This is a genomic window from Gordonia sp. LMA167 (genome assembly GCF_058130025.1).
This window is the reverse complement of record NZ_CM176708.1, coordinates 66,560-82,193: the sequence shown is the minus strand read 5'-3', so window position 1 is coordinate 82,193 and position 15,634 is coordinate 66,560. Positions and strand designations below refer to the sequence as shown.

General features: G+C 66.2%; 11 protein-coding genes. 6 read left to right on the top strand and 5 right to left on the bottom strand.

Annotation, left to right across the window (positions count from 1 at the left end):
- Positions 1-147 precede the first annotated feature (147 nt).
- Positions 148-1,032 carry a metal-dependent hydrolase gene (locus ACVT6V_RS00365; RefSeq protein WP_489897854.1) on the top strand — a complete coding sequence of 295 codons (885 nt, stop codon included), beginning with the start codon at positions 148-150 and terminating at the stop codon, positions 1,030-1,032.
- Positions 1,029-2,132, top strand: a complete 1,104-nt coding sequence (locus ACVT6V_RS00360; RefSeq protein WP_489897853.1) for a PDR/VanB family oxidoreductase — start codon at positions 1,029-1,031, stop codon at positions 2,130-2,132. The genes ACVT6V_RS00365 and ACVT6V_RS00360 overlap by 4 nt, the downstream gene beginning before the upstream one ends.
- A 27-nt stretch (positions 2,133-2,159) precedes the next feature.
- On the opposite strand, the gene ACVT6V_RS00355 is transcribed toward ACVT6V_RS00360, so the two are convergent.
- Both ACVT6V_RS00355 and ACVT6V_RS00350 read right to left on the bottom strand, forming a co-directional pair.
- Positions 2,160-3,413 carry a pyridoxal phosphate-dependent aminotransferase gene (locus ACVT6V_RS00355; RefSeq protein ID WP_489897852.1) on the bottom strand — a complete coding sequence of 418 codons (1,254 nt, stop codon included), beginning with the start codon at positions 3,411-3,413 and terminating at the stop codon, positions 2,160-2,162.
- A 133-nt stretch (positions 3,414-3,546) separates the two neighbouring features.
- On the bottom strand, positions 3,547-6,978 hold the full coding sequence (locus ACVT6V_RS00350; RefSeq protein ID WP_489897851.1) for a (Fe-S)-binding protein: 3,432 nt from the start codon (positions 6,976-6,978) through the stop codon (positions 3,547-3,549).
- A 495-nt stretch (positions 6,979-7,473) separates the two neighbouring features.
- On the opposite strand from ACVT6V_RS00350, the gene ACVT6V_RS00345 reads away from it, so the two are divergent.
- Together ACVT6V_RS00345 and ACVT6V_RS00340 are read left to right on the top strand one after the other, a co-directional pair.
- Positions 7,474-9,336, top strand: a complete 1,863-nt coding sequence (locus ACVT6V_RS00345) for a glycosyltransferase family 2 protein (protein ID WP_489897850.1) — start codon at positions 7,474-7,476, stop codon at positions 9,334-9,336.
- Between the two features lie 80 nt (positions 9,337-9,416).
- Positions 9,417-9,836: an STAS domain-containing protein gene (locus ACVT6V_RS00340; RefSeq protein ID WP_489897849.1), complete on the top strand. Its 420-nt coding sequence runs from the start codon at positions 9,417-9,419 to the stop codon at positions 9,834-9,836.
- Here ACVT6V_RS00340 and ACVT6V_RS00335 read toward each other — a convergent pair.
- Positions 9,772-10,758, bottom strand: coding sequence for a glycoside hydrolase family 26 protein (locus ACVT6V_RS00335; protein WP_489897848.1), 987 nt, complete (start codon positions 10,756-10,758; stop codon positions 9,772-9,774). The two genes, ACVT6V_RS00340 and ACVT6V_RS00335, sit on opposite strands and share 65 nt — an antisense overlap.
- A 73-nt stretch (positions 10,759-10,831) precedes the next feature.
- Between ACVT6V_RS00335 and ACVT6V_RS00330 the strand changes: the two genes are divergently transcribed.
- Positions 10,832-12,055, top strand: a complete 1,224-nt coding sequence (locus ACVT6V_RS00330; protein ID WP_489897847.1) for a glycoside hydrolase family 26 protein — start codon at positions 10,832-10,834, stop codon at positions 12,053-12,055.
- Between the two features lie 137 nt (positions 12,056-12,192).
- Here the strand turns inward: ACVT6V_RS00330 and ACVT6V_RS00325 are convergent, their stop codons facing one another.
- Positions 12,193-13,578, bottom strand: a complete 1,386-nt coding sequence (locus ACVT6V_RS00325; protein WP_489897846.1) for a WS/DGAT/MGAT family O-acyltransferase — start codon at positions 13,576-13,578, stop codon at positions 12,193-12,195.
- A 69-nt stretch (positions 13,579-13,647) separates the two neighbouring features.
- On the opposite strand from ACVT6V_RS00325, the gene ACVT6V_RS00320 reads away from it, so the two are divergent.
- Complete coding sequence (locus ACVT6V_RS00320) at positions 13,648-14,259, top strand: SanA/YdcF family protein (RefSeq protein WP_489897845.1); 612 nt, start codon at positions 13,648-13,650, stop codon at positions 14,257-14,259.
- Here the strand turns inward: ACVT6V_RS00320 and ACVT6V_RS00315 are convergent.
- Positions 14,233-15,486, bottom strand: a complete 1,254-nt coding sequence (locus ACVT6V_RS00315; RefSeq protein ID WP_489897844.1) for an acyltransferase — start codon at positions 15,484-15,486, stop codon at positions 14,233-14,235. The two genes, ACVT6V_RS00320 and ACVT6V_RS00315, sit on opposite strands and share 27 nt — an antisense overlap.
- Positions 15,487-15,634: the final 148 nt, after the last annotated feature.

Here is a 15,634-nt window from a genome sequence, read left to right as displayed (position 1 = left end):
CGATTGATGCCCGAGTTCCCAGCTTCGGGTGATATGCGTATACGGGCAATGTAGATGAACGAGTTGAAGCGTTGAGAGTCAGTGCGTCGGGGGTCGCGCGTCAGCGGTAATGCAACAGCGCTAATGCAGTAGTGGAGAACACCAGCGATGTCCGACCCCAACCGCGCGGGCGATCCCGGCCCCGTGGCGATCAGGCCGCGTAATGTCACCTTCGACTTACGCGGGATCCCGTTGCACTGGATCCCCGGACATCCCGTCGCGTCGAACTTCATCAGCTCCCTCAACATGCTGCTTCCCGAGGGTGAGCGATGGTTCGTCAAAGCCTTCGGTGAAGCCCTCGAGTACGTCGACGACGACGAATTGCGCGAGCAGATGCGCGGCTTCATCGGGCAAGAGGCGAAACACGCGCATGTCCACGACGACCTGCAGTCGGGATTCCTGCGGGAGCACGGCATCGATGCCACGCCATTCCAGGAACAGATGGAGTGGGTCTTCCGTATCGTGCTCGGACCCCGTCCGGGGCTGTCGGACCGGCGGCGTCGCAAGCGCCTGATCGCCCGGCTCTGGATCATCGCGGCCGTCGAGCACTTCACCGCGGTCTTCGGCGACTTCGCCCTGAACAGCGAGTGGGACGAGGCCGGCGCGGCCCCCGAACTCTGCGAGCTGTACCGATGGCATGGGGCCGAAGAAGTCGAGCACCGGTCGGTTGCGCACGACGTCGCGACCTATTTCGGTGACAGCTATCTCCGCCGGGTGTGGGCGATGGCGGTGGCCTTCCCGCTGCTCATGTCGATCCTCGTGCGCGGCACCCACTACATCAATCACCACGATCCGGATGCGCCGACCTCGGAGATCAAGCTGTGGCGGATGGGGCTGGCCGATTCCCGGGTCGGGCTGTTGCCGGGAGCACGTCACTTCGGCTCGACGTTGCTGGCCTACCTGCGCCCCGGCTATCGACCCGAGGACATCGGTTCGACGGCCCAGGCGGTCGCATTCCTGGCCTCGTCGCCGGCTGCCCGGGCGGCGGCGTGAGGTTCGGCCGACAGTCGACGACGCCGACGACGCCGGGTCATCTCTACGGACACGCCCGCGCCGACTACGCGATGGTGTCCACCCGGTGGTTGGTCGGCGCGTGGATGCGGTTGTGGGAGCAGACCTATCGCTACCAGACCCGCGAGACGGGCCCGTCGAGGCTCGACGTCGAGGTGGCCGCACGAACCGAGGTCGCTGACGACGGCAGCGTCGTCGAGGTGGCGTTGCGATCACGGTCCGGCGACCCACTGCCGCACTGGTCCGCCGGCGCGCACATCCGCGTACTCCTGCCGTCCGGCCGGGTCCGCGAGTACTCGCTGTGCGGCAGTCTGTCCGACACCGCGCACTACCGGATCGCCGTGCGTCGTCTGTCGGAGAACGGTGCGTCGGCCGAGGTGCACGGGCTGGACGTCGGCGATCATGTGCGCATCACCCGCCCCAGCAACGCATTTCCGCTGGCGTTGCCCGGGCACGGGTCCACCGCGTCGTCACTGCACTTCATCGCCGGCGGTATCGGCATCACGCCGATCCTCCCGATGATCGAGACCGCCGAACGCCATGGGGTGCGGTGGTCGCTGACCTACGTCGGACGCACCCGTGACTCGCTGGCCTTCCTGGACCGCCTCGCACACTACGGCGATCGCGTGGTGGTCCGCACCGACGACGAGCGCGGCGTGCCCACCCCCGCGGAACTTCTCGACGGCGTCGGCACCGACACCGCGCTCTACTGTTGCGGGCCGACCGCGCTGACCGACACGCTGCTGGCCGAGCCGGAGATGTCGGCACGCTGCGGCGAGCTGCATTTCGAACGATTCAGCCTGCCGCGCAGCGGTGGTCGCGAGTTCACCGTGACGATCGGCTCGGACGAACGCAGCGTGGCCGTGTCGGGCGACGAGTCGATGCTCGCCGCCCTGGAACGGGCCATGCCGTCGATCACCTACTCGTGCCGGCAGGGATTCTGTGGGACCTGCAAGCTGCGTGTGGTCGACGGCGACATCGAGCACGCCGATACGGTGTTGACCGATCACGAACGCGGCGACGGCTACATGCTGCCATGCGTGTCACGCGCATCCGGCGACAAGCTGGTCATCGACCTCTGAGGCGATCAGTGCCGACCCCGGCGCGGATCACTGCCGGTAGGACGACAGGAAGTTGCCGATGCGTTCGATCGCCTCGCCCAGATCGCGAGACCAGGGCAGCGTGACGATCCGGAAATGATTGTGGTCGGTGAGGTTGAACCCGGTGCCCTGCACCACCAGGATCTTCTCCTGCAGCAGTAGATCCTGGACGAAGAGTTCGTCGTTGTGGATCTCGTGCACATTCGGGTCCAGGCGGGGAAAGGCGTACAACGCTCCCATCGGTTTCACGCAGCTGACGCCGGGGATTTGATTGATCTTCTCCCACGTGACGTTGCGCTGCTCGAAGAGGCGGCCACCGGGCGCGACGAGGGCGTCGATGCTCTGATAGCCACCGAGTGCCACCTGGATCGCATGCTGGCCGGGCACGTTGGAACACAATCGCGTCGAGGCCAGTATGCCGAGGCCTTCGATGAATCCCTTGGCATGATCCTTGGGTCCGGTCAGCACGAGCCAGCCGGCGCGGTAACCGCAGACCCGATAGGCCTTCGACAGCCCGTTGAACGTCAGGCAGAGCAGATCCGGCGCCAGCGATGCGACGTTGATGTGCTCGGCGTCGTCGTAGAGGATCTTGTCGTAGATCTCGTCGGCCATGATCAGCAGTGAGTGCCGCCGGGCGAGGTCGACGAGTTGTTCGAGCACCTCGCGGGAGTAGACCGCGCCGGTCGGGTTGTTGGGGTTGATGATGACGATCGCCTTGGTGCGGTCGGTGATCTTCGACGCGATGTCGTCGACGTCGGGGTTCCAGCCGTTTTCCTCGTCGCACCGGTAGTGCACGGGACGTCCACCGGACAGCGATGTCATGGCCGTCCACAGCGGGTAGTCGGGGGCCGGGATCAGCACCTCGTCGCCGTCGTTGAGCAGCGCTTGCATCGTCATCGTGATCAGCTCGGACACGCCGTTGCCGAGGATCACGTCGTCGACGTCGAAGTAGGGGAAGTCGGGGATCAGCTCATAGCGGGTCACCACGGCACGGCGGGCCGACAGCACACCCGCGGACTCCGAATAGCCCTGGGAATAAGGCAATGCGTGGATCATGTCGCGCATGATCACGTCGGGTGCCTCGAACCCGAAGAGCGCCGGATTGCCGATGTTGAGCTTGAGGATCCGGTGACCCTCGGACTCCAGGCGTGCCGCATGCGCGTGCACCGGTCCCCTGATCTCGTAGCACACGTTCTGCAGCTTCTGGGACTGCTCGAGTGGCTTGAGGTTCTGGTTCAGGTGCGATACATGCGGTCTACTCACGAGTTCAATTGTGACAGCACTGCACAAACAGGTTTTTCGCCCCCGGCCTTCGTGTCCACCGATCGTGTCGAGGACGCCCGGATAGACGTCGACCGCGCCCCGGTCGGAGCGCGGTCGACGTGACGGTTGCCGGTCAGCGGTGGCCGGGCCGCTTCTTCCCGGCGGCGATGCCGAATCCCTTGGCCTTCGACGCGCCGGTCTCGCTGATGGTGCGATCCGGTGAGCCGTTGGGTGAGGATGCCGGTTCCTCTGCGGGCGCTGAGGTTTCGGACTCGCTCGACGCGTGCGCGGGTTCACTCGGCGTGGAAGCGGGCTCGCTCGACGCACTTTCGGGCTCGCTCGACACCTGCTCCGGCTCGCTCACCGGCTCCGGTTCCGGCGCGGGAGCGGCCGGAGCCGACTTACCGATGCCACCCGGCCGCTTCTTGCCGGCCGCCATGCCGAATCCCTTGGCCTTCGCGGGCTTCTCCTCGGTGACCGCCGCCGCAGACGGCTCGCTCGCCGCCGCAGCGGGCTCGGCCGGCGCGGCTTCTGGCTCGGCCGGCGCAGCTGCCGCAGGCGGTGCGGACGCAGGCGGTGCTGAGCTCGCCGGGGCCGCCGACGCGGCAGGTGCCTTCGCAGCGCCCGGCCGCTTCTTGCCCGCGGCCATGCCGAATCCCTTGGCCTTGCCGGCCTTGGCCTCGGTCGCTGCTACGGCGGGGGCGGATTCGGTGTCGGCGGTCGGGGCGGCCTCCGGAGCGGACTCCGTTTCGGCGACCTTGTTCTCCGCCGGTGCGGTGACCCCGGCCTCGGGTGCCGCTGCATTGGACGTGGCGGCGCCGGGGCGCTTGGCCTTGCCCATGCCGAATCCCTTGGCAGCGGGCTTCTTCTCCGCTGCTGCGGATTCGACGGCCGGCGAGGATTCGGTCTCGGCGGGCGCCGGTGCGGCCGATCCGCCCTCGGCCGGCGCGGCTTCGGTCTTCGCCGCGCCCGGCTTCTTGGCCTTGCTGCCCATGCCGAATCCCTTGGCGGCAGGCTTCTTCTCTGCCGGTGCTGCTTCGGGAGTGGCCTCGGCGGGCTTCTCGGCCGGTGCGGCCGGAGCTTCGGTCTTGGCCGTGGTGCCGGGCTTCTTGCCGCCCTTCATGCCCAGCCCGACCTTCGGCTTCGGCTTGGCCTCGGTAGCGGTTGCGGTGGCCGCCGCCGTGGCAGCCGCCGCGGGCTCGGGTTCCGTCGCTTCGGCCGGTTCGGGCTCGGCGGACGTCGGCACCGACGCCGGTCCGAGATAGCGTCCCCCGCGCTGGACCTGGGGAGCACCGCGCGTCACCGACTCGAGCAGCAGCTGCGCGACGTCGACGACCTCGATCTTGCCCTCGCTCTCGGTGCCGCTGGTCCGCGCGGTCACGCCGTCGGTGAGCATCACGCGGCAGAACGGACAACCCGTCGCGACCTTCTTCGGCGCATCGCCGTTGGGTGACCCGAGAGTGTCGAGCGCTTCGTCGACCCGGTCGAGGTTGATGCGTTTACCGATCTGCTCTTCCATCCACATGCGCGCACCGCCGGCGCCACAGCACATGGACCGCTCGCCGTGACGAGGCATCTCGGTCAGCTGAGATCCGGATGCGCCCATCAACTCACGCGGCGCGTCGTAGACCTTGTTGTGCCGGCCCAGGTAGCACGGGTCGTGGTAGGTGACACCCTCGCCGAGCGGCGCGACCGGAACCAGGCGCTTCTCCCGGACCAGCCGGTTGAGCAGCTGCGTGTGGTGGACGACCTCGTACTTCGCGCCCAGCTGCGGGTACTCGTTGCCCAGCGCGTTGAAGCAGTGTGCACAGGTGACGACGATCTTCTTGCGCTGGCTCGGTGCCGTGGAAAACACCTCGCCGAGCATCTCGATGTTCTGCTGCGCAAGCATCTGGAACAGAAACTCGTTACCGGCGCGGCGAGCCGAGTCGCCGGTACAGGTCTCGCCCTCACCGAGAACGAGGAAGTTCACCGCGGCGATGTCGAGCAACTCGGCGACAGCCTTGGTGGTCTTCTTCGCGCGATCCTCGTAGGCACCCGCACAGCCGACCCAGAACAGGTACTCGAAGCCCTCGAACGTCTCGACGTCCTTGCCGAACACCGGGATGTCGATGTCCATCTCGTCGATCCAGTTGGTGCGGGCCGACGCGTTCTGTCCCCAGGGGTTGCCCTTGTTCTCCAGGTTCTTGAACATGCCGGCGAGCTCGGTCGGGAAGTCCGACTCGATCAGCACCTGGTAGCGACGCATGTCGATGATGTGGTCGACGTGTTCGATGTCGACGGGGCACTGCTCGACGCACGCACCGCAGGTCGTGCAGCTCCACAGGGTCTCGGTGTCGATGACCGCCCCGAGCGCGTCGGGATCGAACTCGCCGTCGACGGGCGTGGCGCCGTCGAGGGCGCCCTTGCTCTCCCCGACGAGCTTGCGGGCCGCCTCGGCACGCGCGGACTCGGGGATCTTGGCGAGCTTGGCCTCGTCCGGGTTGCCGTCGGCGTCGACCAGCCCGATCTCGTCCCCACCCATGTCCTTGCGGCCGCCGGCCATCAGGTAGGGCGCCTTGGCCTGCGCGTGATCGCGCAGCGACATGATCAGCAGCTTCGGCGACAATGGCTTGCCGGTGTTCCACGCGGGGCACTGGCTCTGGCAACGCCCACACTCGGTACAGGTGGTGAAGTCCAGCCAGCCCTTCCAGGAGAAGTCCTCGGCCTTGCCGGCGCCGAACGCGTCGACATCCGGGTCGGCGGTCTCCATGTCCAGGACAACGCCGTTGCTCATCATCGGCTTGGCGGCGCCGAGCGCGACGCCACCGTCCTGCTCACGCTTGAAGTAGATGTTGAAGAACGCCGCGAACCGGTGCCACGCCACGCCCCAGTCGATGTTCAGGCCGACCACGGCCAACCAGACCATGCCGCTCATCAGCTTGATCACCGCGGCGGCGGTCACCCAGTACTCCGATGACCCGTCGAACAGCATGGCGAAGTAGTGGGTGAAGAACGACGTCCAGACCGGTGGGTCCTCGAGACCCGAAGAGATCTTGAACGTCTTGACGAAGATCATGCCCAGACCCTCGAGCAGGACGACCCACTCGACGAAGTAGGCGGCCCCGAAGCGTGAGCCGCTGAACCGGGACAGCCGTTCGGGAACGCGCGGGTGATTCAGCTGGCGGATCACCATCAGGACGAGGATGCCGATGACCGTGCCGAGACCGAGGAGTTCGTCGGCGAAGATGTAGACGTTCCACGCGCCGATGACCGGCCAGTGGAAGTCGGGGTCGAAGATCTGTCCGTATGCCTCGAACCAGAGGATGAAGCCGGCCAGGAAGCCGACCATCACCAGCCAGTGGGCCCAGCCGACCGTGCGGAACTTCACCATCCGCGTGTGCGCGATGAATTCCTTGATCATCGTCCACAGGCGCGGGAAGAACGGCCAGAAGCGGGAACTGTCGACGCGCTGCCCCTGCGCGATGGAACGGACCATCGTCCATACGCCACGCAGGAACAGAGCCCAACAGAAGAGACTGATTACAGCGGCTAGTGTGCCGATGGTGATCGTCGTGGCATTCACGGCGTCACGGCCCCTCTCTAGATCGTCGCCGACCCATTTGCGCAGGGTTGAGCGCACGTGGGCCGACGTGTACTACAGGTAACCGTAGTTCCTCGGCAGCGGATACCGCTGCCAAGGATTGCCTAACTAATGCTCGGTCCCGCAGAGTGGTCAACCCGCATCGTACCCACGAGTAACTTACTCGCCAGTCAGGTAGCGTGTCTGCGCCACCGATGTGCGCAGCATCACCTTCATTTGGTTTATGTGATCTGCGAGATCGCGCGTCTGTTTCGGTGTCGATCATTTGATGGATGAAAACCACCGAAAGGCGTCTCGTGGTAACGCGTCCGACATATTCGCGACCGTCGGGACGCCCGATGGAAAACTGACTTCAGATTCTTCTTTTGGTTCGCAAAGCGAAAATTTGCGGACCGACACCCCAGGCCCCAACATTGGCGTTGAACTGCGACGCAGGCAGTGAACCCCCGCTCAATCAGTACCCGCTGGGAGGCTGCCTTGGGTGCTACACGTCTCTTCGTCGTCCGGATAATCGCCATTCTTGTCGTTTCCTTCGGTTTCGCCTACATATTCTGGCGATGGAGCGAAACGATTGCGTGGAATGCGTGGTGGATCGCCGTTCCATTGGCCATTGCCGAAACGTACAGTTTGTCCGAATCGGTGTTGTTCTCTTTTCTGGTGTGGAATGCGCGGCGTCGTGATTCTCCGCCGCCGGCGCCACCTGGCGTCACGGTCGACGTCTTCATCACCACCTACAACGAGCCCCTCGAACTCGTCACGGCAACCGCGGTCGCCGCCCGTGACATGTATCACCCGCATTCCACGTGGATCCTCGACGACGGCGACCGCGAGGAGTTCCGCCTCGCCGCGCATGAGCTCGGCGTCGGATACATCACCCGGGGCGAGGAGTGGGCGGGGCGCCAACGGTTCGCCAAGGCCGGCAACATCAACAACGCGCTGTTCCGGACGCAGGGTGAGTTCGTCGCCATCCTCGACGCCGACCAGGTTCCCACACCCGAATTCCTCGACAAGGTCCTCGGCTACTTCGCCGACGACGCGGTCGCATTCGTCCAGACTCCGCAGTATTTCTGGAACGTCCCGGACGCCGATCCGCTCGGAAGCCAGGCCGAACTCTTCTACGGCCCGATTCAGCAGGGCAAAGACGGGTGGGGAGCGGCGTTCTTCTGTGGATCGAATGCGGTACTGCGGCGCGAGGCGCTGATGGCGCTCGGTCTCAAGGCGTACTCACGCGGCGTGGACCAACACGGTCGCCGGGCGGTGCGCGAGCACCGGGCCCGCCTCGAGGACATGATCAACGACGCCGGTCCGCAGTCGCCGCTGCGCCGACCGCTCGAAGACGCCCACACGGCGGTGCGGCTGGCGCAGGGCATGTTGCGTCGCGGCCATCCCGCCGGTGAGGTCGCCTTCGAACTCCAGATGCGGGTCCATGAGGTCCTGGAGACCAACCCGTGGCTGCCCGACGAGGTGGTCGACGACATGAAGGCGCTGGCCACCGCGGTCGAGGTGACCCGAATCGATCAGGCCCTGGCGATCCAGCCGATCAACACGGCCAGCGTCACCGAGGACATGGCCACGGCCATGCACCTGCACGCGATGGGGTGGGAGAGCGTCTACCACCACGAGGTCCTCGTCGAGGGCCTGGCACCTGATGATCTGCGGACGATGTTGGTCCAGCGACAGCGCTGGGCCACGGGCTCGATGCAGGTCTTCTTCGCCAACAACCCGCTGTTCCAGCCGGGCCTGACCCTCGCGCAGCGACTGATGTACCTCGCCACGATGACGTCCTATCTCAACGGATTCGCCGCGGTGGTGTACATCGTCGCTCCGATCATCTTCCTATGCACCGGGGTGTTCCCGATGGAGGCGCTGCCCCTGGACTTCTTCGCGCGGTTCATCCCGTTCTTCGTCGCCTGCCAGTTGCTCTTCCTCATCGCCGGGCATCGGTCGCGGGGCCTGTGGCGAGGGCAGCAGATCTCGTTCGCGCTGTTCCCCACCTGGATCGCGGCCACCCTGTCCGCGGCCGCGGCGGTGTTCCTGCGCCGCCACATCACGTTCTCGGTCACCCCGAAGGTGCGTGCCGAGGCGCGTGTCGACTATCGACCCATCGCGATCCAGATCACCGCGATGATCGCGTTGGTGGTCGCGTGTGGTGTCGGGCTGCTGCGGTGGTCGGGCGGCAGTGCCGACACGTTCCCCACGTTCCTGTCCTTCGGGTGGGTTCTGCTCGACCTCCTGCTACTCGTCGCGGTGATCCGGGCGGCCCATTACCGCCCGAGCGAGGACGCGGAGCCGGCCGAATTCGAGCCGGAAGTGAGTCATGCGACCGTCACGACTCGATGATCGAGCCCGCCGAGTGACATCGTGAACCGCTTGCAAGAAGTGCCAAAACCATCTGATTTCAACGCCATAGGAGAACAACCATGATCGCCACGCTCGCCGAGGGTGTCTTCGCCGATCAGTCCACCCACGACATCGCACTCGTCGGTGAGGTGGACGTCTTCACCGGGCTGCACCGCCACGTCACAGATGCCTGCGGACGCGGCGCGCGGCTGATCCTGCTCGACGTGACGGAGTTGACGACGATAACGCCGTCGGGTGTCGCCGATGTGCTGCAAGCGATCCGCGCAGCACGCAGCAGTGGGGGAGACCTGCGCGCCTACGGGTACTCACCTGCACTGGCCGATGCACTCACCGCGCTCGACCTGGACAAGGTGTTGACCATCCACGTCGACCGGCAGCGAGCGATCACGCGCGCGGCGACCCGTCGAGCACCGGTCAGACGCCGGGTACTGCGGCAAGTCCTGATCGGAAGGCATTCGCGCTCTCGGGGTTCGAGTTGAATCGCCAATCCCGTTCCTTGTTGGCCTGGAACCAGACGAATCCCTCGACCTCCGGGGCATGGGTTGCCAGGGAGATGAATTGAGTGACCCAGTCCGCCTTGCGATTCGGGTCGGGATCGTCGGCCGACCCCACCTCCGCGATCAGGATCGGCTTGGTGTCGTCGAGTGCCCGCAGCCGTCGGAGGCTGTCGGCGAAGATATAGTCGGGCGACGCCCAGCCGTGCGTTCCGTCGTCTCCCCAATTGTATCCGTCGATCCCGAACCGGTCGACGTATTCCGAACCGGGATAGGCGGATTCGAAGCCAGCGATCCCGGGGACGGCCGCCATCGGCGTCCAGACGAACGAGGCATTCTGCGCGCCGGCGGATTTGACGGTCCGATAGACGTGCTGCCATGCCGCCCGGTAGTCCTCGGCGGAATTGCCGTTGACGTCGATGCCCCAGGGATACCACGTGCCGTTCATCTCGTGCGCGAACCGGATCAGGACCGGATGGCCCCAGCTGCCCAGGTCCCGTCCCCATCGTCGGAGATCGTCATCGAATGTGCCGGAGGAGATCTCAGACAGCCGGTAGTCGGGTTGGTCGGCTCCGGCTGCGGGTTCCCAGGGCTCGATGGTCACCACCGGGGTCGCGCCGGAGGCGCTGATCCGCTGCAGGTCATTGCGGGGCACTGGATCTTTCAGCGCTACGAACGTCAGGATCAGGTCGAGCGACCGGTCGGCGAGGGTCGCCACTCCGACCACACCCGCGTCCGAGGCGACATCGGTCCCGTTGAGATCCGGGAGGTAGGCGCCCCACTGCAGCGGATGCTGAGCGTTCTCGTCCGTCGACGACCCGCATGCGGCGAGCGCCACGACCGCGGCGAGCGCCACGGCGACCATGGACGTCGTCCGTCGCTGCGGCGTCTGCTGGTGAATCGTCATCGCATCTCGTTTCGTCCGGTCCGCCCTGTGGAGAGAGTGTGACATGCCCAGTCCCCTGATCGAAAGTCCAACTGTGCGAGAGCAAGTGACCGACGGGTTCGCCGCGAGGTGGTCGCGGCGGCGGCGGAAGCGGCCATCGGTGCTCGTACCGGTGATCGCGATGCTGGTCGGTGTGGGCACCGCCGGCGCACTCTTCCACCACTACCTGCCGGCGCCGACGCCCGCGTGTGCGGTCGTCGACGCGTCGCGGGTGGTTCCCCGCGACGGAGTGTTGTTCGGGGTGAACCTGGATTGGCATGCCGAGTCCCTGGGTGAGTATCGATCGGCGTTGGGGCACGCTCCCGCTGTGGCCGTTCAGTTCTCGGACATCCCATATGACAATGCGACCTGGGCGCATACCGTTGCTGCGGCAGACCAGGTGAAGGCCGACGCCGGGATCATGGTGCTGACTCTGGAGGCACACGCCGGGCTCGACTCCATCGACGACGGTGTGATCGGGCGACTCGGCGACGATCTGCGGCGCATCAACGAGGCCGGAGTGCCCGTCATCGTTCGGTTCGCCCATGAGATGAACGGCACCTGGTACTCCTGGGGTCAGCAGCCGACCAAGTACGTCAACACGTTTCGGCGCGTCGCCGCGATGGTCCATGCGAAGGCCCCTGGGACGGCGATGATGTGGGCTCCCAACTACGGCGGCGGCTACCCGTTCCTCGGCGGGAAGTACGCGGCACGCCGTGGCACACCGGATTTCTCGGTCCTCGACACCGACCACGACGGGCGGCTCACCGCGCGCGACGACCCCTACTCTCCGTACTATCCGGGTGACGACGCCGTGGATTGGGTGGGTGTCTCCTTGTACCACTGGGGAAACAAGCGACCCTGGGGCGACAACGAGATCACCGAGCCCGGCAAGTTCACCCAGATGCTCGACGGCACCTACTCCGGCACGGCCGGCGACGATCGTGCGGTCCCGAACTTCTACCAGGTGTACGGCGTCGAGCATCGGCACCCGGTCGCGATCGTGGAGACCGCCGCCATCTACACCCCCGCCCGAGCGGCCGCCGGCGCATCCGAGCGTGCGGTGAAGAGCACGTGGTGGAAGCAGGTGTTCGCCGCCGACATCCCGACCCGATACCCGATGCTGAAGATGGTCAACTGGTTCGAATGGCGCAAGTACGAGGTGGAGATCAAGGACGTCGTCGACTGGCGATCAGCCGGGTCGCCGGTCACCCATGACGAGTTCGTCCACGCGTTGCCGAGTTGGTTGCGCTACGCGGACGCCGTCACCCCGTGCTGACCGGGCCGGCCGACGGTTCGCCCCCGGATGTCGCTACATCCTCCAACCGCACAGTCGGGCAACGAGTTGATGCCGGGGGGGAGGAACGTGGCGGGCCGCCGGAAACCCAAGGTGGTGTGACGCCGCAATCGGCGACGTCACGGGATGATGCCGGCGATCTTCTCCAACTCGTCGAGCGCGGTGTCCAGGTGGGTGAGGAGGCGCTGCAGGCTGGGTAGCTCCTTGCGGGCGCCGATGAGTCCGAAGTTGATGTGCTGGGCGGTACTCGTCACGGTGATGTTGAGCGCGAGTCCCTCCATCGGGATGGACACCGGGTAGACGCCGTCGAGCCGGGCGCCGTTCCAATAGAGTTCCTCGCGCGGCCCGGGCACATTGCTGATGATGATGTTGAACTGCGGCGGCAGATACTGGACCACGCCGGGGATCGTGGCGAACGCGAGCGGAGCGAAGTTCGCCGCGCCCAGGGCGAGGGCCGCAAGCGGGCGCAGGCCGCGAACCACCTCCTTGCTCTTGCGGGTGGAGGCGATCAGCGTCTCGACGCGGCGCTGCGGATCGGGCTGGTCGGTGGCCAGGTTGACCATGATGGCGGTGACCTTGTTGCCATCGGTCGAGTCGTCGGTGTGCATCGACACCGGCACGGCCGCGATGAGTGGCTGGTCGGGCAGCGCGTCGTGGTCGATGAGGTAGGAGCGCAGGGCGCCGGAACTCATCGCGACGATGACGTCGTTCAGAGTGATGTCGAGTTCCTTGGCAACCGCCCGCAACCGACTGATCGGCCACTGCTGAGCGGCGAAGCGGCGGGCGCTGCCGATGGCGACGTCGAGGATCGTTCGCGGAGCGACCGAACCGGGAGCCACGAAGTTGGGATCGGTGATGCCGCTCAACGCGATTCTGGCGGCGGCCGGCGCGATGCCCGCGACCTGTGCGGCGGTGTCGGCGATACCGGCGATGCGCGAGCGGAGGCCGGTGCCGCCGGCCGATTCGGGACGGGAGCGTCGGCGGCCCGTCGCGGGATCCCAGGGTGCGATCCCGGTCCGTGCATCGGGATCGGGGGTCAGGGTCCGTTCGAGAAGCCGCTGCGCCGACACCCCGTCGAGCAGAGAGTGATGGAACTTGGTGTACACCGCGATCCGGCCGTCGGTGAGTCCCTCGATGATGTGCAGTTCCCACATCGGCCGGAATCGGTCGAGCAGCGCGCCGTGGTTGAGGGACACGTACCGCAGGAGCTCCCGGACGCGGCCCGGCCGGGGCAGCACGGCTCGGCGCACGTGGTAGTCGAAATCGATCTCGTCGTCGAAGGACCAGGCGACGTTTCCGAGGATGGTGACCGGCGACGCGGGGCGCTTCCGGAACAGCGGTCGCACCTCCGTGCAGTTCTGGAAGGCCGCGAACATCTCCTCGGCCAGGTCGGTCGCGGACTGGCCATCTCTGGGCACGAACAGTTGCAGGCCGCCGACGTGCATCGGCTGCTCGCGCGTCTCGGCGATGAGGAACATGGACTCGGTGATCGGCATGTAGGGCAAGGAGACGACCTCCGGTACGGGGTGACGCGTGAGCGGATCGCACGGCGTCCACCCAGTATTGTCCTGCCGGTGGGCGCCGTCGACCAATTGGGAAACTCGTCACGGTTCGTGCTCGCCGTGCTGGTGGCCGTCGAGCTGGTCATCACCGTCGCCGCGACGTGGACGTACTGGTCGTCGTTCGATCGCACCCTGGCCGACGATGAGGTTCCGGCGGGTTCCACGGCCGTCGTCCTGGGCTCCCTGGTCGAGGACGGCGCGCCCGGCGACTACGTCCGCGGCCGCCTGGACACCGCCCTCGAGCTGTACCGCAGCGGCCGCGTGGCGCGAATCATCAATTCGGGCAACGGGTCCGCAGCGGCGGGCGACGAGCCGGCGGTGATGCGCAGATACCTGGAGGAGCGGGGAGTGGCGGCGGATGCGATCACCGACGACCCGCTCGGGATGGACACCGAGGCCAGCTGTCGTCGTGCGCGTGATGTGTTCGGCCTCGATCGGGCGGTGCTCATCACCCAGGACTTCCATGTGTCCCGTGCGATCGCGCTGTGCCGAAGCGACGGCATCGATGCAACCGGTGTTGCGGCCCGGTGCGACTGCCCGACATGGACATTGGTACGCAATCATCTCCGCGAGCTGCTGCTCGCGCAGCCGCGCGCCCTAGTGGGCCTGCTGGGCTCGCACTGACGCCGTCGGCAGCACCGGACGCCGGACGGGCAGCCGCGGTCGGCCGGTGAGGTAGAGCGAACCGGGCAGGCGGCGCAGGATCTCCACGAGCAGCAACGACCCGGCGATGGTGGCGATGTAGGTGACGATCGTGCCCCAGGGCTGTCCGAGGGTTTCGAGGATCCACGGGTGGCCGGCGGACTGCGGCTTGAGCACGAAGTAGAGCACCAGTACGTGCGCGAGAAACACGCCGAACGAACGGTTCGAGGCGAACGAGACGATCCGCGCGAACCGGGGTGTGAACTCCCGCCAGTGCGTCCCCCAGTGCGCGGCCGCCGCGTACAGGCAGGTGATCGCCACGATGATGAACGGGATCAGGCTCGGATGGAAGGCGCCGTCGTTGTCGTGGACGGGTTTGCCGCCGAACCAGACACCGCCCAGATACACGCCCACGGCCAGCGTCGCGGTGGCGATCAGGGCCCCGAACAGCCACCAACCCTTGCCCGCGAGCCAGTCGGCGATCGCTGTGCGATGCACGGCGGCGACCGCGCCGTAGAGGATGAAGAACTGGTAGGGGACGAACGTCGCGTAGTGATGCCACCAATACGGCGCGAGCGATGCCGGCGGTTGCCAGTAGGTGATGACCATCGTGATCGCGACCTGGACGGCCAGGCTCGCCGCCAGCAGTGCACCGTGGTGGCGGGCCGTCGCGCGGACGAGCCAGAGGATGAGTGGGAAGAGCAGGTAGACCTGCAGCATCACGAACAGGAAGTACATCTGGAACCCGGACAGCCCCCACCCGGCCAGACGCGCGAACTCACCGACGCTGCCCAACGGATCGGACAGCACGTCCCCGACGCGGCCGCGGGCCCACACCTGCTGGACCAACCAGTAGATCGCGGACCAGATGAGGTACGGGAAGATCACGAGATTGATCCGGCGGCGCCAGAACGCCGTCGTGCTGAAGTCGCTCTTCTCGAAGTTCTGATACATCAGCACGAATCCGGTCAGGGCGAAGAACGTGTTGCGCGTGAAGTGAAACAGCAGAGACGTGGTGTTGACGCCCAGATTGTTGAACTCGTCGGTCGTCTGGGTCAGGCAGTGCACGAAGATGACCAGCGAGAACGTGGTCACCCGGATGAGGTCGAGGTGATGCAGGTAGGCACGTTTGCCCCTGCGGACGCCGGCGTCGACGGACCCGGTGGCCGAGGTGCTGCCACCATTCTGTTGCTCTACATACGTCGTCATGCGTGTACTTACGCCCCAATGTCCCCTCTGCGCGCCCCGACCTCCCTGCCCGGGCGGCGCCTCGGGCGAGAGTGTTTCGCTACACGAACTACTCGGCGCTCAAATTAACAGTCCTACCTTGGGAGTAACTGAGTCGTCCACGTCAAAG

Coding starts and splice junctions, on each gene's coding strand:
- ACVT6V_RS00365 (WP_489897854.1), top strand. CDS start 148: ATGTCCGACCCCAACCGCGCGGGCGATCCCGGCCCCGTGGCGATCAGG.
- ACVT6V_RS00340 (WP_489897849.1), top strand. CDS start 9,417: ATGATCGCCACGCTCGCCGAGGGTGTCTTCGCCGATCAGTCCACCCAC.
- ACVT6V_RS00335 (WP_489897848.1), bottom strand. CDS start 10,758: ATGACGATTCACCAGCAGACGCCGCAGCGACGGACGACGTCCATGGTC.
- ACVT6V_RS00315 (WP_489897844.1), bottom strand. CDS start 15,486: ATGACGACGTATGTAGAGCAACAGAATGGTGGCAGCACCTCGGCCACC.